Origin of the sequence: Nocardia noduli (assembly GCF_019038455.1) — a bacterium.
In the GTDB taxonomy this organism is placed as follows: domain Bacteria; phylum Actinomycetota; class Actinomycetes; order Mycobacteriales; family Mycobacteriaceae; genus Nocardia; species Nocardia noduli.
Genome location: NZ_JAFMPL010000130.1, coordinates 1 through 19451 on the forward strand (window position 1 = coordinate 1; position 19451 = coordinate 19451).

Genomic DNA, 19451 nt, shown 5'->3' on the forward strand with positions numbered 1-19451 from the left:
ACGGTGCGGGGTGGGCGATACGCGCGTGGGTTTCGGCCCGTCGGAATCCGAACCGTCACCTTCGGACAGGATGACCCCGGACACGATATTGCCGACCACCGCCAAGGCCACGAGCACCAGGACCACCGGCCGCCGAAGCGACGATCTACGCGGCTCGGTGTGCGTGCGCGCCGCGTCCCGCGCCGCCGAATGTTCCGCCGCGGCAAGCTCGGCCATATCGTTCTCGATCATGGCGAGCCCGACCCGCACCGCGGCCGCCCGCGACGGATCCCATTCGGCGACCTGGCGCAGCCTGCGCATCGCCGAGTCACGGCGACCGGCGGCGAGATCGACCGAGGCGAGTTCGTACAGCGCGTCGGCATTGTCCGGATCGAGCCGCAGGGCTTCGTGCAACACGCGCTCGGCCTCGGCGAGCGCGACCGCACCGGTGAACTGGCGGAGCATATATCCGCGCAGGACATACAGATCCGCGTTCTCCGGATCCAATTCGATGGCGTGGGTGATGATTTCCAGCGCGGCGGCCAGGTCGACGTCCATCGTCACCATCGCCAGAATGCGTTGATTCTCCGAACTCTCGGGATCGAGCCGCACACAACGCAACGCCGCCGCCCGCGCCCGCGCGCTCCGTTCGCTCGCCTCGTCACCGGCGGCGGCGGTACCGGCCAGCTGCGATTCGGCCAATGCCTTGATACGCCAGGCGAACTCGTAGGCGGGCGCGTTCCGGAGCGCGGCTTCGGCGCAGTCCAGGGCCCTGTCGTAGTCGCCGGTGGCGTACCACGAATTCGCCAGGTGCGCGTGCGCCTCCGCGTGGTCCGGCTCGCCGGCCAGCACCGTGGACAGCAGCGCCCGCGCGGCTTCCGGCCGCTTCAGGCCGATCAGCACCCTGGCTTTTTCGACCTGCGGATTCACCGCAATTTCATTCGCTTCATATACATCGCCAAATCGTCGTAGCTGCCGTCGCCGTTGGCGAATTCCACGACATTGCGGGCGGATTCGAACCACGCGCCCGCACTCGGCTTGATCCCCGACAACGCCGAATGCATATCAGCCATCGTGACCGGCCTGACCTCACCGCTCTTGATGGATTCCGCCATCGCCAACTGGGTGGCCGACGTGCAGACATGTGCCAGATCGGCCCCCGAGAAACCCTCGGTGAGCTGGACTATCGCACCGAGGTCGATACCGGCGACCGGCCGGTCGCGCAGGTGGTAGTGCAGGATCGATCGGCGCGCGGCGGGATCGGGGAGCGCGACCAGGATCATGCGATCGAACCGGCCCGGACGGCGCAGCGCGACATCGACATCCCACGGATGGTTGGTCGCGCCGAGGACATACACGCCGTCGTTGACGTTGCCGACCGAATCCATCTCGTTGAGCAGCTGATTCACCACGGTGCGCATGGTGGCCGAACCCGACATCTGACTGCGTTTGTGCCCGAGCGCGTCGATTTCGTCCAGGAACAGCACACACGGGGCGTTGCGCCGCGCCACCTCGAAGACATTGTGCAGATTGCGTTCGCTGGCGCCGATGTAGATATCCAGGATGTCGGCGATCTCGATCGGATAGAAATTCGCGCCGAGCTCACCGGCGATCGCGGAGGCGATGAAGGTCTTGCCGCAACCGGGCGGACCGTAGAGCAGCAGGCCGCCGCGCGCCGACGTGCCGAATGCCTTGGCCAGCTCCGGATTCCGCAACGGTCCGAGCAGGGTCAGGTCGAGCTGACGTTTCACCTCGTCCATACCCCCGACCTCGGCCAGCGTCACCCGCGATTTCTCGAACAGCCCGGCGTCGCCGTCGGCGGCGTATTCGCCCGGACCCTGATCGACGAAGGCGGGCGCGACGATATCGGAGACCTGGTCCTCGGCGGCGGCCCAGTCGTATCCGTTCGCGGGGGCGATACTCGGATCGGGCTCGGGGGCTTCGGGATTCGGAGCTGCCGGGTTCGACACAGCCGGACCGGACGCGGGTGGAGTGACATCGGCCGGATTCGGCGCGACTCCCCCGGACGCACCCAGCGCGGTCGTGCACTGCTGGAGCAGTTGCAGAACTCTCGGGTTGCCGGGTTCCTGGGTCAGTGCCGCGCCACACTGCCCGAGCGCCTCGGCGTAGCGACCGCGTTCGGCGAACAACTCGATGACCCGCACCCGCAGTGCGAGCACCTCGGGACTCCGTTGCAGCGCCGCGAGCATTTCGGTCAGCACCGGATCGTCGATCACAACAGCCCCCGTTTTTCGAATACGCGAAATCCACCTAGATCGTAGACGTTTGCGGCCGGTATGCCGTCCATGGCGCAGGTCACATCTGTTCGCCAGGAATACATTCACCGGGGCACTCGTTGTAGCTGACTGTCGACGTTCGGACAGCCCCGGGCCTCACCCCATTGTCGCTACGAGCGACCACCCGCCGAGAGGCGCTTGTGGGACGTCGACGCAGGTCGTGACGTCGAAGTGACGTTCGACGATCGGACGCCGCCGGATCTTCGGATCCGGCGGCGTTTCGCGTATCGGCGGCATCGGTCGCCGTTCGCGCCGAATGCGCGGGCCGTGTCTCGGAACCGTCGATCCGGTGGTGACCGGACTCGACTCACACGCAGACCACCGCTTCCGATCGGCGCGACGACCTCGGCCATTGGCCGGTGCGCGACCGCTCGGAGCGATAGCCTTCCGACATGGGGCGTATCCGTGGTTCGCTCGCCGCGCTCACCGCGGCAGCGCTGGTCGTGGGGAGTGCCGTCACCGCCGTCGCGCAGGCCGACCCCGTCGGGGGCGAAATCTCGTGTGCGGTGCGGTCGGACCGGGAACCGGAGCGGGCCGCACCCGAGGAGGTCGGATTCGACTCCGCACGGTTGGACGCGGCATTGCGATTCACGGGTACGCGAAATAGGCTCAACGTACAGGTCTTTCGGCACAACTGCCTGGTCGGCGAGGGCCCGAACAACGCGGTGACCGATAACATCGCGTGGAATATCTGGAGTTCCACCAAGAGTGTGGTGTCGATCCTGGTCGGAATGGCGTGGGACCGTGACCTGATCGACCTGGAAGCGCCGATCGACCGCTATCTGCCCGCGGGCCTCGGCGGCGCGGCGCACCGTTCGATCACCGTGGAGAATCTGCTCACCGAAACCTCCGGGATGAAAGTCGGTGTGCTCACCGAAGGTCTCACCGGCGTCATCCCGATCGACCCCAACAGCGCGGTGCAGGCGCTCGGGGTGCCGCTCGACACTCCCCCCGGCACCGCGTTCAGCTACAGCCAGCGCAATGTCGACCTGCTGGCCTACGTCCTGGAATCGGCGATCGGCGAACCATTACAGCAGTTCACGCAGCGTGAACTGTTCGATCCACTCGGTATCGCCCGCACCGATTACTACTGGGCGCGCGACCGCGCGGGCCACACCTACGGCTACGCGCACCTGATGATCCCGCCCGACGATTTCGCCAAACTCGGTCTGCTGCTGAGCAACGACGGCCGGTGGGGCGCGCGGCAGATCCTCTCGGAGGAATACCTCCGGAAAGCGCGCTCGCCCTCCGCGACCAACAGTTGCTACGGCTATCTGTTCTGGATCGGCCCCGGCTGCGCCGAGTTCGCGGCATTCCTGCCCCGCGATATTTTCTCGACGGCCGGATTGGGAATGCAGAACATCTTCGTGATCCCCAGCCTGGACCTCATGGTCATGTGGACCGGCGTCTTCGGCAATGTCAGCAGCCAGGGCATTTCCGGGGTCGTCCAGAACACCGCCGAATTGCCGCACGAATTCTTCCGCAGACTCTTCGACGCCCTGGTCGACAATCCGGTTCCCGATCCCGGACCGTTCGTCGAACCGCCGCTGCGCCTGGATCCGGGACGACTGGTCGACTCGAATTTCCTGCTCGCCGTCTTCGGCGTCGGCCCGTTCTCCTATCCGGGCTGCGATGTGTTCGCGTGCCTGAACTCCCCGCTGGCCGCGCCGTTCACCGACGCACCGCCCGGTTGCGCGATACTGGCCTGCCTCGGCCCCGACCCACGCACACCGGGCATCCGCTGACAGCTATCGGAGCAGCCGGGTGACCCAGCCGTGCACGTCGTCGGTGCGCAGGGCCGCCGCGTGACGTTTGCGGACGGCCTGGGATATCGGGCCCGGCGCACCGCTGCCGATGACGCGACCGTCCACCTCCAGCACCGGCGCGGCGCCCGCCGACGTGCCGGTGACGAAAATCTCGTCGGCGATGTACAACTCGGTCAGATCGACACCGCGTTCGACGACGGGAATGCCGTCCTCCACCGCGAGCGTGAGAACGGTACGCCGGTTGATGCCGTCGAGAATGTCGCAGGAGACGTCGGGGGTGATCAGCGTGCCGCCGCGCACCAGGAAGATGTTGGCCGCGCTGAGCTCACACACGTGCCCGTTGCCGTCCAGGAAGACACAATCGTCGTAACCGCTGTCGATGGCGTCCTGTTTGGCGAGCACCGAATTCACGTACGCGCCGTTGACCTTCGCGCGCGACGGAATGGCGTTGTCCGGAATCCGACGCCACGGACTGGATTTGAGCCGCATACCGTCCTGCGGCACGATCGGCACCGCGTCGTAGACGAACATGCTCACCTGGATCTCGCATCCGCGCACCCTGGTACCGGGAATCGATGCCACGACGTGCACCGTCGCGCGGACGAAGACATCATCGGCGGGAGCGTTGGCGGCGATCAATTCGATGACCGCCGACCGGAACCGCGCGAAATCCCATTCCACCGCGAACCGATCGATCCCGATGATCTTGCAGGATTCCTCCAGACGCCGGAAATGATCGTCGAGGCGGAACGCCGTGTACGCCGAACCCTCGGGATGCACGGGAAATACCGTGTACACGCTCAGGCCGTACAGCACCGCCGACGTGGCGATACCGACGTGCGCGTCCTCGGCGGGAACGAGCCGGTCACCGAGATACACCTCGGAGTAAGGGTTCGCCATCAGCGTTCGGCGAGAAGTACTTCGGCGATCTGGATGGTGTTGAGCGCGGCGCCTTTTCGCAGGTTGTCACCCGAGACGAACAGGGCGATGCCGCGACCGTCGGGGGCGCCGGGGTCGTGGCGAATTCGGCCGACGAGGGATTCGTCGCCGCCCGCGGCCTGCAAGGGGGTCGGGACGTCGACGAGCCGGACTCCGGGGGCGGCGGCGAGGATCTGGGTGGCGCGTTCGACCGACAGTGGTTCGTCGAATTCGGCGTTGATCGACAGCGAGTGCCCGGTGAAGACCGGGACGCGGACGCAGGTGCCGCTCACCAGCAGGTCGGGCAGGCCGAGGATCTTGCGGCTCTCGTTGCGCAGCTTCTGATCTTCATCGGTCTCGAAACTGCCGTCGTCGACGATCGCCCCGGCCAGCGGGATGACGTCGAAGGCGATCGGCGCGACGTATTTGTTCGGCGCGGGGAAGGACACCGCGCCACCGTCGTGCACCAGTTTCTCGGCGTCGTCGATCACGGCGCGCACCTGGGTGGCGAGTTCTTCGACACCGGCCAGACCGCTGCCGGAGACCGCCTGGTAGCTCGACACGATCAGTCGGCGCAGCCCGGCCGCGTCGTGCAGCGGCTTGAGCACCGGCATGGCCGCCATGGTGGTGCAGTTCGGGTTGGCGATGATGCCCTTGACCAGATTGCGGGTCTGCTCGGGGTTGACCTCGCTGACGACCAGCGGGACATCGGGGTCCTTGCGCCAGGCCGAGGAGTTGTCGATCACCGTGACGCCCGCCGCCGCGAAACGCGGCGCCTGCACCCGGGACATGGTGGCGCCCGCCGAGAACAGCGCGATATCGAGACCCGACGGATCGGCGGTCTCGGTGTCCTCGACCACGATCTCGCCACCGCGCCACGGCAGCGTCTTACCGGCCGAGCGCGAGGACGCGAAGAAACGCACCTCGTCGGCCGGGAAATTCCGTTCCTCGAGGAGTTTGCGCATCACGGCGCCGACCTGACCGGTCGCGCCGACGACGCCTACCCGAATGCCCATGACTGAAGTCCTTCCGACGCGATCGGTCGAGGTACGCGGCGCGGTGTCGCGCCGCTCAGCGGCCGGTTCCGGCGTGCACGACGGCGACCTCGTCGCCGCCGAGATCGAACGCCTTGTGCAGCACCTTCACCGCTTCGTCCAGCTCAGTGTCCTTGACCAGCACCGAGATCCGGATCTCGGAGGTGGAGATGAGGTCGATATTGACCCCGGCCTCGGCCAGTGCCTCGCAGAAGGTGGCCGTGACGCCGGGATGGCTCTTCATGCCCGCGCCGACGAGTGACACCTTGCCGATGTGGTCGTCGTAGAGCACCTGGGAGAAACCGATCTCCTCCTGGCGCGCGGTGAGCATCTCGACGGCGCGCGCGCCGTCGGTCTTGGGCAGGGTGAAGGTGATGTCGGTCTTGCCGGTCTCCACCTTCGAGATGTTCTGTAGGACCATATCGATATTGACTTCGACGTCGGCGACGGCACGGAACACCTTGGCGGCGTAGCCCGGTTCGTCCGGCAGTCCGACCACGGTCACCTTGGCCTCGCTGCGGTCGTGCGCGACGCCGGTGAGGATTGCTTGCTCCAAGGGGATGTCCTCCATCGATCCGTAAACGTAGGTGCCCGGCTTGTCGGTGTAGGACGAGCGCACATGGACGGGCACGTTGTAGCGGCGGGCGTACTCGACGCACCGCAGCATCAGGACCTTCGCGCCGCAGGCGGCCAGTTCCAGCATCTCCTCGTAGGAGACCTGGTCGAGCCGCTGCGCGTCCGGCACGATCCTCGGGTCCGCGGTGTAGACGCCGTCCACGTCGGTGTAGATCTCGCACACATCGGCTTCCAGCGCGGCGGCCAGCGCCACCGCGGTGGTGTCGGAACCACCTCGCCCGAGTGTGGTGACGTCCTTGCTGTCCTGGCTGACACCCTGGAAACCGGCGACGAGGACGACCAGGCCCTCGTCGAGGGCCGAGCGCAACCTACTCGGGGTGACGTCGATGATCTTCGCGTTACCGTGCGCGCCGGTGGTGATGACACCCGCCTGCGAACCGGTGAACGAGCGGGCCTCCGCGCCGAGCGAGTGGATGGCCATGGCCACCAGCGCGTTGGAGATGCGCTCACCGGAGGTGAGCAACATGTCCATCTCGCGGGCGGGCGGCGACGGGGCGACCTGCTGCGCCAGATCCAGGAGTTCGTCGGTGGTGTCACCCATCGCGGAGCAGACGACCACCACGTCGTGGCCCTGCTTCTTCGTTTCGACGATCCGTTCAGCGACGCGCCGGATACGCTCGGCGGTAGCCACCGAGGATCCTCCGTACTTCTGAACAACGAGAGCCACGACAGGGTCCTCCACGATCGACGATCAGCTGCTGACAGCTGTTCAGACTACCGGCAGAAGCCTCGCGAATCTGTGCCTACCTCTCGGGCCGCCCCCGTCGCGCCCGTCGCGACCGGGTCTTTTCCGACCCTCGATATCGCAAAGACGCACTGGTACTTCATGTTCTGAAAGCCCGCGGCGTGACACCGACGCGGACCGGAGTCGAGGAGAATGCTGTTATGAAGAGCACGGTGCTGAATGTGCGGACCGGAGGTTCGGAAGTCGTCTTCGACCTCACGCCGCAGTGCGCGGCGTTCGTCGACGGGGCGGGTGACGGACTGCTGAACATCTTCGTCCCGCACGCGACGGCCGGTATCGCGATCATCGAACTCGGCGCGGGCAGTGACGACGATCTGCTGGCCGCCCTCGGCGATCTGCTGCCCGCCGACGATCGCTGGCGGCACGCGCACGGTGCGCGCGGCCACGGCCGCTCGCACGTGATGCCCGCGCTGATCCCGCCCTACGCCACCGTGCCCGTGCTCACGGGCCGGCTGGCGCTGGGCACCTGGCAGTCCATCGCGCTGGTCGACCTCAATGTCGACAACCCCGACCGCCAGGTGCGCCTGTCCTTCCTCACCGACGCGGGCTGACTCAGGATCTGGTGAACCAGGTCACCTGGGCGCCGTTGCCGAATTCTTCGCGCCGTGTCGGCGTGAACAGCGTGGGGTCGAAGGTCCCGGAGAAGGCCGATATCCCGCTGCCCGCCACCACGGGATAGCTCTTGATGATCAGCTCGTCGATTTCGGTGAGCAGTTGCCCGGCGAGCACACCGCCGCCGCAGAGCCAGATATCGAGGCCGTCCTCTTTCTTCAGTCCGCGCACGAGGCCGAGCGGGTCGGATTCGATCAGTTCGACGGATGGATCATCGATCCGCCCGAGCGTGCCGGACACGACGTACTGCTTCATATGGCTGTACGGACCGGTCACTCCCGCCGACAGCGCGGGCTCGTAGGTGCCGCGGCCCATGAGGACCGTGTCGCAGTGCCGGTTCGGCTGGTCGACGGCCATGCCGACGTGGCCGCGCAGATGGGTGGGGACGAATTCGGGATATTCCGCGTTGGTCCACGCGCCCATCTCGGCGTCCAGGGGATAGAAATCGTATTCGCCGCCCGGACCGGCGATGTAGCCGTCGAGCGAGACACCCACGTAGTAGACGAGTTTTCGCATTCGGATACCACCCAACCTGTTGTACTCTATCTGAAGTGGTTTGAAGGTAGTACTACAGATGGAGTGGTGTCAAGTGCGGACCAACCCGGAACGACGGCGGGCACTGATCGATGCGGCGATCGAGGTACTGGCCGCCCAGGGCGCGCGCGGGCTCACCTTCCGCGCGGTGGACAAGGAGGCGGGCGTCCCCGCCGGGACCGCGTCCAACTACTTCGCCAACCGCGACGACCTGCTCACCCAGGCGGGCGCGCGGTTCTACGAGCGATTGCAGCCGAGCCCGGAAGTCATGGCGAAGGTGACCGAAGGGCCGAAGACCCGGGCGAACATCACCGAACTCATGACCGAGGTGGTCGGACGGATCGAAGCGTTCAGCACCGGTTACCTCGCACTGCTGGAACTGCGCCTGGAGGCCACCCGGCGACCGGCGCTGCGCGAGGTGCTGACCGAACGGGTCCGCGCCGACCTGGAATTCAATGTGCGCAACCATCTCGACGCCGGGATGCCCGGTGACGAGCAGTCGGTGCGTCTGCTCTACCTGGCGCTGAACTGGCTGATCCTGGACCGTCTCACCCTGCCCGGACTGTTCACCGAGGAACAGGGCGCGAGCCTGATCGAGGACGCGGTGCACCGACTCGTCGGCCCCGATTCGAAAGACGAGCCACATCACAGCAGGTCGAACGGGTTGTGACCCGCGTCACTCACGGTCGATAATGGGGTGATGATGGCGAATGTCGGAGACCGGCTCCACGTGCACGGGCACGTGGTCGGACAACGTGACCACCAGGGCGAGATCATCGAGGTGCGCGGCAGGGGCGGATCACCGCCGTATGTGGTGCGATTCGACGACGGACACGAGTCACTGATGTATCCCGGCCCCGACGCGATCGTCGAGTCGGCTACCGCCGACTGACGGCATGTGCCCCCGGTGGTGGCGCCGTTCTCTGTCCCGGCGCACTTCGGGCGACATCACAACCCGCCGGTAGAGCCATACCCGAACCGAATAGCCAGGTTGACGGATGTGAAGACGGCTGTGCAGAATCGGCCGAGTTGATCCGCCGGGGGGTGGAGGTATGGCATGCGCACGAAAATCGACATTCACTTTGTCGTCGACATCACCCCGGCACAGGTTCTAGAGGTCCTGGCGGCCACCGAGATGTTCCCCGAGTGGTCCACCTATCACGACGCGCGCGTGGCGACCCGCGACGAGCAGGGCCGACCGCACCGGGTCTACGTCACCGCCGACGTGATGGGAAGTTCCGATCTCCAGGTCCTCGAATACGAGTGGACCGAATCGCGCTGCGCCTGGCAGGTGGTCGACAGTTCGCGCGGTATCGGCGGCGACGGCTGGTTCCAGGTCGCGCCCGGCCCTGCCGGAACCAAGGTCTGGTACCACGTCACCGTGCATTCGCGGATTCCGCTGCCGGGGCTGCTGATGAAGCGCACGGTCCAGCGGTGGCACGAGACCGTGGTCCAGAATTTCATCGAATTCGCCGAGGCGTACCCCGAGCCCAGGGACTACCGGATGATGTGACCGGAATCGTCCCGACGATTTCGCCGAGGGAAAACCTCGGTCGCCGACCCGGTCCCCGGATGCGACGATATGCACCATGATCGGTAGCAAGAGGATTCGGTTCCAATCGCAAGCCGAGGACGGCTCGGTCACCCAGCTCGAGCTCTTCTTCGATCTCGTCATCGTCTTCGCGTTCACGATGGTCACCGATCTCGCCGCCGAGGAGACCACGGCCAAGAACATGCTGCGCGCCGTACTGGTGCTCGCGGTCATGTGGTGGGTGTGGATCGCGTATTCGTGGCTGGGCAATGTGGTCAAGGCGGACGAGGGTCTCACCCGGGTCGCGATGTTCGCGGCGATGGGCGGCGGCCTGATCGCGGCCATCACGATCCCCGAGGCCTTCCACGATCTGCCCGGCGGCTGGTTCGGTCCGCTGGTGTTCGCGATCGCCTATCTGGTGACCCGCATGATCCACGTCGGAGTCTTCTACTTCGCCAGCGCCGAGGACTCCCAGTTGCGCGGTCAGGTCACCCGGTGGGCGCTCGGTTCCATCACCATCGGCACCACCCTGCTCGTGATCGCCGCGATGACCGAGGGGCGCGTGCAGATCGCGCTGTGGATCGCCGCGATCGCGGGCGACATGCTGTGGACGATCCTGGCCGGCGAGGACTGGCGGGTGAATTCCGCCGGTCATTTCGCCGAGCGCTACGGACTCATCATCATCGTCGCGTTGGGCGAATCCATCGTGTCCATCGGTATCGGGGTCGCCGGGCTGCCGATCTCCTGGCCGATCGCCGTCGGATCGTTGCTCGGCCTCGCGGTCGCCGGACTGCTGTGGTGGGCCTATTTCGACGTCGCCGCGCTCGCGGTGGAACACGAACTGAAGCACGCCACAGGTCAGCGTCAGATCAAGATCGCCCGCAACTGCTACACCTATTGGCATTTCCCGATGATCGTGGGCATCATCGGCCTCTCGCTCGGCCTCAAGAAGGTGCTGTACTACGTCGGCGACGCCTCGCACCACACCCTGAAGGACGCGCTGTACGGGATCCCGCTGTTCGCGCTCTACGGCGGCGTCGTGCTGTACCTGATCGCGCTGGTGGGCTTCAAACACTATGCGACAGGCCAGATCACGGTGCCGCGCGTCGTCGCCGCCGTCGCCTTGCTCGCGCTGATACCGCTCGCGTGCGCGCTACCGGCGCTGGCCTCGCTCACCCTGCTGTGCGCCGTACTCGTGGTGCTGATCGTCTGGGAGACAAAGCGTTACGCGCGGCCGCGCGAGGAGATCAGGCACGGCGCGCACTGACCGGAATCACGGGTTGCTCGACTGCTGCATGAGCAGGTGCCTGACCCTGCGCTCGTGCGGGGTGTGGCCGTAGTAGGACGGCTCGACCCGCACGCCGTCGCGCACCGCCGTCCTGATCTGGTCGACGTTCTCGCGGATCATGTCCGAGACCAGTTCGTCGGTCCTCGGATCGGCCAGTACCTGGAAGACGATGCGGAAGGTGGTGTCGGCGACCAGTCGCATGATGTCGTCGTGGAAGGGGATGTAGCGGACCTTGCCCGCGGCCGGATCCTTCTTGATGAGTTCGACGATCATCTCGTCCATCTCCGACCGGTTCTCCTCCAACGCGGCGGCGATATTGCGGGTGTAGTGACCGGTGCGCAGCACATGCGCCACCTCGTCGAGTACGGCCATCGTCATCGGCCGTTTGATCACGTCGACGATGGTTTTCACGAAATGGTTGACCACCGCCGCGGTCACCCGGTCACCGAGCGCACGATCGGCCACTCGCCCGAGCCGCACCGCGATGACCACGATGCGCAGCAGCCGGAAACCGCGGAAGAACGGGCTGGTCACCGGGATCATGCCGAGCACTTCGTACCAGTAGACGAACGGGAAGGTCCACGGCCAGCCCGCGCGACGCCAACGCCACAGGAATTCCGCGGCGAAGATCCCGCAGATGACCCAGTCGGTCACCACGATCGTGTGGTGGACGGTGTCGGACACCGTGAAGAAGCTGACCCAGACGACCAGCACGAGCGAGACGACAGCCAATGCCAGCATGACCAGATCGGTCCACAACCCGGGCCGCTTGTCCGGGGGCCGGGCCGGATCCGACGCCGCGTCGACATTCGACGGGGTGGTAGAAGCTGCCACTGGAGGATCCCTTCAACGCCGAACGGTCAGCCGAGAGTAGCCCGCTGCGGCGGCGCGTACCGGCGTACACGCACCATATCCACCCGTCCACGCGGCGGATCCGGTCAGCGGCCCGCGGGGCGCGACGGACTCAGCGGCCTTCCCGGATGACGGCCTCGATATTGCGTTCGGCGAGCGCGGTGATGGTGAGCGACGGATTGACCGTGCCGGTGCTGCCCGGGATCGCCGCGCCGTCCATGACGTAGAGACCGGGATGACCGTGCACCCGTCCGTATCCGTCGGTGGCCTTGCCGAGTACCGCCCCGCCGAGCGGATGGGCGGTGAACATCGCGTTGGCGTCGTAGCCGAGCGCGCTGTATTCGACGAGGGCGTCCGAGGCCTCGGCGACCCGGCGATCGACCGCGCGGGCCACCGCCGTGGTCTCCTCGCGATTGCGTACCGACCAGGACAGCCCGACCGAATCCGACGCCCGGTCGTAGCCGAGTCGGGTGCGGGTGGAATCGAGCACCATGCCGAGAGAGGCGAGCGCGCCGGTCTCGAAGGGGATGCCGGGGATGTACCAGTTCTCCAGCGTCACCGGCGCGGTGCGCTCGTCGAAGATGCGGCTCGCGCTCGGCACGCCCTGACCGAAACCGCCGACGGCGCTCGCGCCTCGGGCCAGCACGACGTCACCGTTGGTACCCCAGCCCGCGCCGATGTGCTCGTTGAGATTCGGCAGCGTGCCGGTGGCCTGGGCGCGTACCAGCAGTTCGGAGGTGCCGATCGAACCCGCGCCGAGGAAGAGGCGATCGCAGGTCAGCGTGCGAGTGCCGAGCCGGTCGCCGGTGGGCGACAGTTTGGTCACCGTCACCGTGAAACGTCCGCCGGACTCCTGGGCGATGCTGTCGACGCGGTGGCCGGGGAAGATCGCCGCCTTCCCGGTCTCCCTGGCGTATCGCAGGTAGTTCTGGTTCAGGTCGAATTTCGCGCCGTTGGAATTGCCGAGATTGCTACGGGCCACCGTGGCCGACGCGCGGGAGGCACCGGCGAGTTCGGCGCGAAGCACATCCCAGGTGAAGATCGAATCGTTGGGCAGCGGTTGATATCCCGCCTTGCGCACCTGCGCGTCCCACGCCCTGGAGTGCGTGAAGGGTTGGGCGGCATAGAGATCGGCGGGAATCGGGTCGAGTCGCAACATCTGCCTGACCCGGGGGTAGTAGACGCTGTCGAGTTCCCCGTAGTCGACGACGCCGCCGAAGACGTGATCGAAGAACCGGCGTTCCGGGGCGACCATCGCGCCGGTGAAGATCACCGAACCGCCGCCGACCGCCGCGGCCCGCCACACATCGATGCCAGGGTAGGAGGTGCAGTCGAGCACACCGCCGAAACCGGCGAACCGCATCGGCACTTTGGTGACGCCGGTGAAACTGGTGCGATGCCAGAAACCGCGGCCGTCGGGTAGGTCGTCACCGGTGAAGATCTCGCGCCACGGATCGTTGGGCCACTGCGAGCCGCGTTCGAGCACGGTCGTGGCGACACCGGACTGCGCCAGCCGCAGCGCGGTGACCGAGGCCCCGAATCCGGAGCCGATCACGATCGCCGGGGAATGCTCCGGTGGATCGGGCAGCGTCGCGAAGATCTCGGGAACCCACTCGCGGAACAGGTTGAACCAGAGCGGATCCGCCGCCGCCGGGCGAGCACCGAGCACGGAACCGCCCGCGACTCCGAACAGCGCCGCCGCGCCGGCCGCCCGAAAGAAGGCGCGTCTATCCACCGGCCACCTCCCTCATCACGCATGGCCGAGGCGCAGATTACCGGTATTTCGGCGTACAAACCACACCGATTCCGGCCGAGGAACGCCGCGACGGCGGTGACCACGCGATCAGCGGGCGAACGGTGCCGAATCGGCGGAACAGGTGGCGCCGGGAGCCGGGAGTTGCAGGTCGATCAGATAGCGCTCGCGAAGGTGGCGGGTGCATTCGTCGGCCGGTTCGTGGCCGTAGCCGTCGGAGATCACGACCAGGCGGGCGTTCACCATCGCCTGCTGCGCGCGCTGCGCGAACAGCAGCGGCGTCGCGGGGTCGAAACGGTTGTTGATCAGCAGCGCCGGTTTGTCCGAACTCAGCGTCCACGGGCCCGCGTAGCGCTGCGGGTATCCGGTCGCGGGAGCGGGCCACGCCGCGCAGGGCTGACGCAGATACAGCCAGAAACCGCTGAAGGTCGGCGCGGTCGCGGCGAATCGGCCCGCCAGCTGCGGCCAGATCTCGGGCCGGCGGGGCAGGGTGTTGTCCGCGCAGGAGATGGCGGTGAAGGAGTCGAGATAGTCGAAGTCGATGGCGCCCGCGGCCAGGATCGCGCGCACCGCGCCCGCGTCACCCGAGGCCCCGTGCTCGAGTTCGGTGAGCAGTTCGCCCAGCGCGGGCCAGCCCTTCTCCTGGTCGTCCAGCAACAACGCCTGCGCCTGGACGGCGTCGCTGTAGGTCACCCGCACCGCGGTGTCACCGGACCCGACCGAGACGGGCCCCTTCGCCAGCGCGTCGAGCAGCGCGTCGTAGCGCGGACGCAGATCCGCGCTCGACCAGCCCGACGCCGACCGCTCGGCGAAACCGGTCGCGGCCGATATCGGCGATTCGGCGAAGGCGCACGCGCTGCGGTTCGCGGCACACAACCGCAGGAATTCGTTCAGCACGTTCTCGGCGCCGGTCGCGGTATCGAGGATCGCCGCGGTGGTGTCGCGCGTGTAGGTGTCCGGATCGATCATCGAACTCAGTTGCAACGCGCGCACGCGGTCGCCGAAGAGCGCGCCGTACACCTGGCCGAGATAACTCGCGTACGAACTGCCCTGATAGGTCAACTGGGACTCGCCGACCGCGCGGCGCAGCAGATCCAGATCCCGCGCGGCGTCGACGGTGGTCAGATGCGGCAGCAGCGCGGCGCTGTGCGCGGCGCAACCCGCCGCGAGATCCTTGGACGCCCGCTCGGTCGCGGCCTGCTGTTCGACGGTGACCGGCGGGATGGTCGCACCGGTCCAGAATCCGCGCTGGTCGTCGTCGTTGGTGAAACAGCGGACCGGTGCGCTGCGACCGACGCCGCGCTGGTCGAAGGTGACGACGTCGAAACGACGGCTCACCTCGCCGGAGAACATCGTGCCCTTCGCCGCCCAGTCGAGGCCGGATCCGCCGGGACCACCCGCCGCCGCGAACAAGGTCCCGACCTCGCGGTCCGGGTCGGTGGCCCGCTGCCGGACGACGGCGAGGTCGATGGTCGCGCCGTCGGGCCTGGCGTAGTCGAGCGGCACCGTCGCGGTCGCGCAGTCGTAGCGGGTCAGATCCGGGTCGGCGCACGCGGCCCAGTCCAGACGCGGGGTCGCGGCGGCGTCGGCCTGTGCGACGAGTTCGGCGACCGCGGACTCGTGCCCGGCGACCGGGCCACATCCGCTCACCGCGGGCAGGACGGCGATCAGGGCCGCGACGAGCGCCGTGGTCGAGCGACGCGCGGTCCGGCTACCCACGGTCGCCCCGGCGACGCGGGTCACCACGGTCGGACACCTCGGCGCCGCGGGTCGTCATCCTCGGTGACGAATTCAACCCCGAATCCTCCTTCGCCCGGTGTCGTCGGTCGGCCGGACAGCGCCGTACGGCGACTCACGAGGCGAGCAGCCGGATCACCGCGATCGTGCCGACGACGACGATCACCGCGCGCAGCACGGTCGGCGACATGCGCCTGCCCACCGTAGCGCCGAGCTGCCCGCCGATGATCGAACCGACCGCGATCAGCGCGACGGCGGTCCAGTCGACGTCGGCGACCACGATGAAGATCACCGCCGATACCGCGTTGACGATCAGCGCGAGCACATTCTTCACACCGTTGAGCCGCTGCATGTCCTCGTGCACGAAGACGCCGAGCAACCCGATCAGCAGCACGCCCTGGGCCGCTCCGAAATAGCCGCCGTAGATACCGGTCGCGTAGACCGCGGCCAGCAGGATCGGCCCGCCGTGTTCCGGCGCGGGCCCGGCATCGCTCTCGCGCCGCTGTTTCACCCAGCGCGCCAGCCTCGGCTGCACCATCACCAGGATCAGCGCCGCGATGATCAGCACCGGCACGATGGCCTTGAACGCGTCCGCGGGAAGCGTCAGCAGCAGCACCGCGCCGGTGATGCCGCCGAGCAGGGACGCGGTGCCGAGTGTGAGCAGTCTGGCCCGCTGACCCGCCAGCTCACGGCGGTATCCGATGACACCGCTGATCGAGCCGGGAACGAGTCCGATCGTGTTCGACACATTCGCGGTGACCGGCGGGAGCCCGAAGGCGAGCAGTACCGGGAACGTGATCAGCGTTCCCGATCCGACGATGGTGTTGATGCCGCCCGCCGCGATACCGGCGGCGAGGACGGCCAGCATTTCCAGCCAGGTCATGGTGAACAGTTCCTTCGACGTCCCGCCGGATGAGTACCCGTACGAGCGTTCAGTTCGGACGTCGAAACGCTAACCTCCCACGGCGGACGATCCGACGACGGGGACCTGCGTTGGCTCGTTGATTGCGGCGCGGTAAACTGGCCGACATCATGCTGCGGGCGCTTCTTCTCGAACGCCGCGACGGGGTCTGATCAGACCGGCTCTCCGTCGCGGGGTTTTGCCGCGCCGGTCGACCCACACGGGATCCACCACACCCTGGAGAAATCGCATGTCCCCCGCTGACGCCTTCATTTCCGGCACGCGCACCATTTCGGCCCCGTCGAAAGCCGCGCCCGTCGACCAGCCCGCCTGGAACACGCAGAAGAACTCGTCCATGCCGACGTTCCGGTACCGGCCGTTCTCCGAGGAAGTCGAGCCGATCGCCGTTGCCGACCGTACCTGGCCGGACAAGATCATCGATCGCGCCCCCGGCTGGTGCGCCGTCGACCTGCGCGACGGCAACCAGGCCCTGATCGATCCGATGAGCCCGGCCCGCAAGCGCCGCATGTTCGACCTGCTGGTCCGGATGGGTTACAAGGAGATCGAGGTCGGCTTCCCGTCGGCCAGCCAGACCGATTTCGATTTCGTACGCGAGATCATCGAAGACGGCGCGATCCCCGACGACGTGACGATCCAGGTGCTGACCCAGTGTCGCGCCGAACTGATCGAACGCACCTTCGAGGCGTGCGCGGGCGCGACCAACGTGATCGTGCACTTCTACAACTCCACCTCGATCCTGCAACGCAAGGTCGTCTTCCGCGCCGACCGCGACACGGTGAAGAAGATCGCCACCGACGCCGCCACGCTGTGCCTGGAAGTGGAGAAGCGTTACCCGGACACCAACTGGCGCTACGAGTACAGCCCGGAGTCCTACACGGGCACCGAGCTGGAATACGCCAAGGACGTCTGCGACGCGGTCACCGCGATCATCGCGCCGACGCCCGAGAAGCCGATGATCATCAATCTGCCCGCGACCGTCGAGATGGCGACGCCGAATGTCTACGCCGATTCGATCGAGTGGATGAGCCGCAACCTGGCGCGCCGCGAGTCGATCGTGCTGTCGCTGCATCCGCACAACGACCGTGGCACCGCCGTCGCCGCCGCCGAACTGGGCTACCAGGCCGGCGCCGACCGCATCGAGGGCTGCCTGTTCGGCAACGGTGAGCGCACCGGCAACGTCTGCCTGGTCACCCTGGGCATGAACCTGTTCTCGCGCGGTGTCGACCCGCAGATCAACTTCTCCGATATCGACGAGATCCGCCGCACCGTCGAATACTGCAACCAGCTGCCCGTGCACGAACGCCACCCCTACGGCGGCGATCTGGTCTACACGGCGTTCTCCGGTTCGCACCAGGACGCGATCAACAAGGGCCTGGACGCGATGAAGGCGACCGCCGACGCCGCGAACGCCGATGTCGACGACATCGTGTGGGAGGTGCCCTACCTGCCGATCGATCCCAAGGATGTCGGGCGCACCTACGAGGCCGTCATCCGGGTCAACTCGCAGTCCGGCAAGGGCGGCGTGGCCTACATCATGAAAACCGATCACGGCCTGGTACTGCCGCGCAGGCTCCAGATCGAATTCTCCCAGGCGATCCAGAAGATCACCGACGGCGAGGGCGGCGAGGTGACGCCCAAGGAGATGTGGGACGTCTTCTCCGAGGAGTACCTGACCCCGATCCTGCCGCTGGAGCGGATCCGCCAGAAGGTCACCGCCTCCGAGACCGACGGCGGCGTCGACTCCATCACCGCCGTGGTGAAGGTCGACGGCGTCGAGCAGGAGATCACCGGTTCCGGCAACGGACCGCTGGCCGCGTTCGTCGACGCCGTCGCCACCGTCGGCTTCGACGTGCGGGTGCTGGACTACTCCGAGCACGCCATGTCCGCCGGTGACGACGCGCAGGCCGCGGCCTACGTCGAATGCGCCATCGGGGACAAGGTCGTGTGGGGCGTCGGCATCGCCACCTCCATCACCACCGCGTCGTTGCGCGCCGTCGTCTGCGCGGTCAACCGGGCCCGCTGAGCACCGCGGCCGAGTAGGCTCGAGGGCCGGACGTCACGCCTGCGGGCGAGGTGATGTCCGGCCCTCTGACCTGCTGGGGGAGAACGACAATCAGCCGATTACCACGACCGGGTGAACAGTCGTGGCAACCTGCGCGTCCGCCGGAAGACCGCGACGCGGGGCCGTGAACCCCGTGCTAGCGTTGGATTCGCATTCAAGCGCCGAGCTCTCTGCTCGCTTCCGAGCAGATGGGGGAACTGTGACAAACAACGACCACAACCCGACTTCGCCGCCCTGGCTGCAGAGTCATTCGGTGGATACGGCCGAGGTCACCGGCGATTCCGCGAGCGGGACCGCGGCGCACGACGATTCGCCCGAGACACCCGCCGCCGAATCCACCGCCGAGCGCGGGCAGGAACGACCGGAGGCCCCGAACCGGGAGGCCGAATCCGCGCCGCAGCCCGAGGAACAGTACCCGGGCTATGCGAGCGGCCCCGCGGACCAGAACGCGTACGCGCCGCAGGGCGGTCCCCAGAGTTACGGCGCGGGCGAAGGTTTCGCGCCACCGGCCGAGCAGGGTTACCCGCAGCCGCCGTACCAGGGCGGACCGTATCCGTCGGCGCCCTATCAGGGCGGCCCCGGCCAGGAACAGCACAGCGGCAATCACCCGATCCACCAGCAGGGTCCGCAGTACAGCGAATATCGTCAGGAGCCGGGCTCCGATCCGCGCGGGCCGCAGCAGTATCCCGAAGCCGGTCCGGGACCGGAACAGCAGAGCGGGCCCATCTACAGCTGGGCTCCGCCGCCTCCTCCGGCCCAGCAGCCGCCCCCGCCCCCGATGTACC

General features: G+C 67.2%; 17 protein-coding genes and 1 pseudogene. 8 read left to right on the forward strand and 10 right to left on the reverse strand.

Annotated elements, in window-relative coordinates; all coding sequences use genetic code 11:
• Nucleotides 1-909 (reverse strand): tetratricopeptide repeat protein (locus JZ792_RS36870; protein ID WP_216917531.1); only part of this gene is annotated, 909 nt, incomplete at its 3' end.
• Nucleotides 906-2216, reverse strand: a complete 1311-nt coding sequence (locus tag JZ792_RS36875) for an ATP-binding protein (protein ID WP_216917532.1) — start codon at nt 2214-2216, stop codon at nt 906-908. The genes JZ792_RS36870 and JZ792_RS36875, both read right to left, overlap by 4 nt.
• Before the next feature lie 452 nt (nt 2217-2668).
• Between JZ792_RS36875 and JZ792_RS36880 the strand changes: the two genes are divergently transcribed.
• A complete protein-coding gene (locus tag JZ792_RS36880) occupies nt 2669-4021 on the forward strand; it encodes a serine hydrolase domain-containing protein (protein ID WP_216917533.1) in 1353 nt (450 codons plus the stop codon).
• Nucleotides 4022-4024: 3 nt separating this feature from the next.
• On the opposite strand, the gene JZ792_RS36885 is transcribed toward JZ792_RS36880, so the two are convergent.
• From JZ792_RS36885 to JZ792_RS36895, 3 genes are read right to left on the reverse strand one after another with little or no spacing between them, the layout of a single operon-like run.
• A complete protein-coding gene (locus JZ792_RS36885) occupies nt 4025-4942 on the reverse strand; it encodes an aminotransferase class IV (protein ID WP_216917534.1) in 918 nt (305 codons plus the stop codon).
• Nucleotides 4942-5976, reverse strand: coding sequence for an aspartate-semialdehyde dehydrogenase (locus JZ792_RS36890; RefSeq protein ID WP_216917535.1), 1035 nt, complete (start codon nt 5974-5976; stop codon nt 4942-4944). The genes JZ792_RS36885 and JZ792_RS36890 overlap by 1 nt, the downstream gene beginning before the upstream one ends.
• 55 nt (nt 5977-6031) lie before the next feature.
• The gene (locus JZ792_RS36895; RefSeq protein WP_109522741.1) at nt 6032-7297 is read right to left on the reverse strand and encodes an aspartate kinase; all 1266 of its coding nucleotides are present in this window, start codon (nt 7295-7297) and stop codon (nt 6032-6034) included.
• Nucleotides 7298-7515: 218 nt separating this feature from the next.
• Here JZ792_RS36895 and JZ792_RS36900 point away from each other — a divergent pair, with 218 nt between their 5' ends.
• The gene (locus JZ792_RS36900; RefSeq protein ID WP_216917536.1) at nt 7516-7926 is read left to right on the forward strand and encodes a YjbQ family protein; all 411 of its coding nucleotides are present in this window, start codon (nt 7516-7518) and stop codon (nt 7924-7926) included.
• A 1-nt stretch (nt 7927) separates the two neighbouring features.
• Here the strand turns inward: JZ792_RS36900 and JZ792_RS36905 are convergent, their stop codons facing one another.
• Nucleotides 7928-8503 (reverse strand): dihydrofolate reductase family protein, encoded by a 576-nt coding sequence (locus tag JZ792_RS36905; protein WP_216917537.1) that lies wholly within the window; start codon nt 8501-8503, stop codon nt 7928-7930.
• 73 nt (nt 8504-8576) lie between these two features.
• On the opposite strand from JZ792_RS36905, the gene JZ792_RS36910 reads away from it, so the two are divergent.
• The 4 genes from JZ792_RS36910 to JZ792_RS36925 all read left to right on the forward strand — a co-directional run bounded on the left by JZ792_RS36910 (nt 8577) and on the right by JZ792_RS36925 (nt 11319).
• The gene (locus JZ792_RS36910; RefSeq protein ID WP_308165602.1) at nt 8577-9191 is read left to right on the forward strand and encodes a TetR/AcrR family transcriptional regulator; all 615 of its coding nucleotides are present in this window, start codon (nt 8577-8579) and stop codon (nt 9189-9191) included.
• A 30-nt stretch (nt 9192-9221) separates the two neighbouring features.
• A complete protein-coding gene (locus JZ792_RS36915) occupies nt 9222-9413 on the forward strand; it encodes a DUF1918 domain-containing protein (protein WP_216917539.1) in 192 nt (63 codons plus the stop codon).
• 165 nt (nt 9414-9578) lie between these two features.
• Complete coding sequence (locus JZ792_RS36920; RefSeq protein ID WP_216917540.1) at nt 9579-10034, forward strand: SRPBCC family protein; 456 nt, start codon at nt 9579-9581, stop codon at nt 10032-10034.
• A gap of 76 nt (nt 10035-10110) precedes the next feature.
• On the forward strand, nt 10111-11319 hold the full coding sequence (locus JZ792_RS36925) for a low temperature requirement protein A (protein WP_216917541.1): 1209 nt from the start codon (nt 10111-10113) through the stop codon (nt 11317-11319).
• 6 nt (nt 11320-11325) lie between these two features.
• Here JZ792_RS36925 and JZ792_RS36930 read toward each other — a convergent pair whose 3' ends face one another.
• From JZ792_RS36930 to JZ792_RS36945, 4 genes are all read right to left on the reverse strand, one after another.
• Nucleotides 11326-12174 carry an ion transporter gene (locus JZ792_RS36930; RefSeq protein WP_216917542.1) on the reverse strand — a complete coding sequence of 283 codons (849 nt, stop codon included), beginning with the start codon at nt 12172-12174 and terminating at the stop codon, nt 11326-11328.
• Nucleotides 12175-12304: 130 nt separating this feature from the next.
• Nucleotides 12305-13927 carry a GMC oxidoreductase gene (locus JZ792_RS36935; RefSeq protein WP_216917543.1) on the reverse strand — a complete coding sequence of 541 codons (1623 nt, stop codon included), beginning with the start codon at nt 13925-13927 and terminating at the stop codon, nt 12305-12307.
• A gap of 108 nt (nt 13928-14035) precedes the next feature.
• A complete protein-coding gene (locus JZ792_RS36940) occupies nt 14036-15691 on the reverse strand; it encodes an alpha/beta hydrolase (protein WP_308165603.1) in 1656 nt (551 codons plus the stop codon).
• A gap of 106 nt (nt 15692-15797) precedes the next feature.
• Complete coding sequence (locus JZ792_RS36945) at nt 15798-16565, reverse strand: sulfite exporter TauE/SafE family protein (protein ID WP_216917544.1); 768 nt, start codon at nt 16563-16565, stop codon at nt 15798-15800.
• A gap of 268 nt (nt 16566-16833) precedes the next feature.
• Between JZ792_RS36945 and leuA the strand changes: the two genes are divergently transcribed.
• Nucleotides 16834-18627, forward strand: coding sequence for a 2-isopropylmalate synthase (gene leuA, locus JZ792_RS36950; RefSeq protein WP_216917545.1), 1794 nt, complete (start codon nt 16834-16836; stop codon nt 18625-18627).
• 292 nt (nt 18628-18919) lie between these two features.
• A pseudogene (locus tag JZ792_RS36955) lies at nt 18920-19451 on the forward strand (hypothetical protein); the annotation flags it as partial.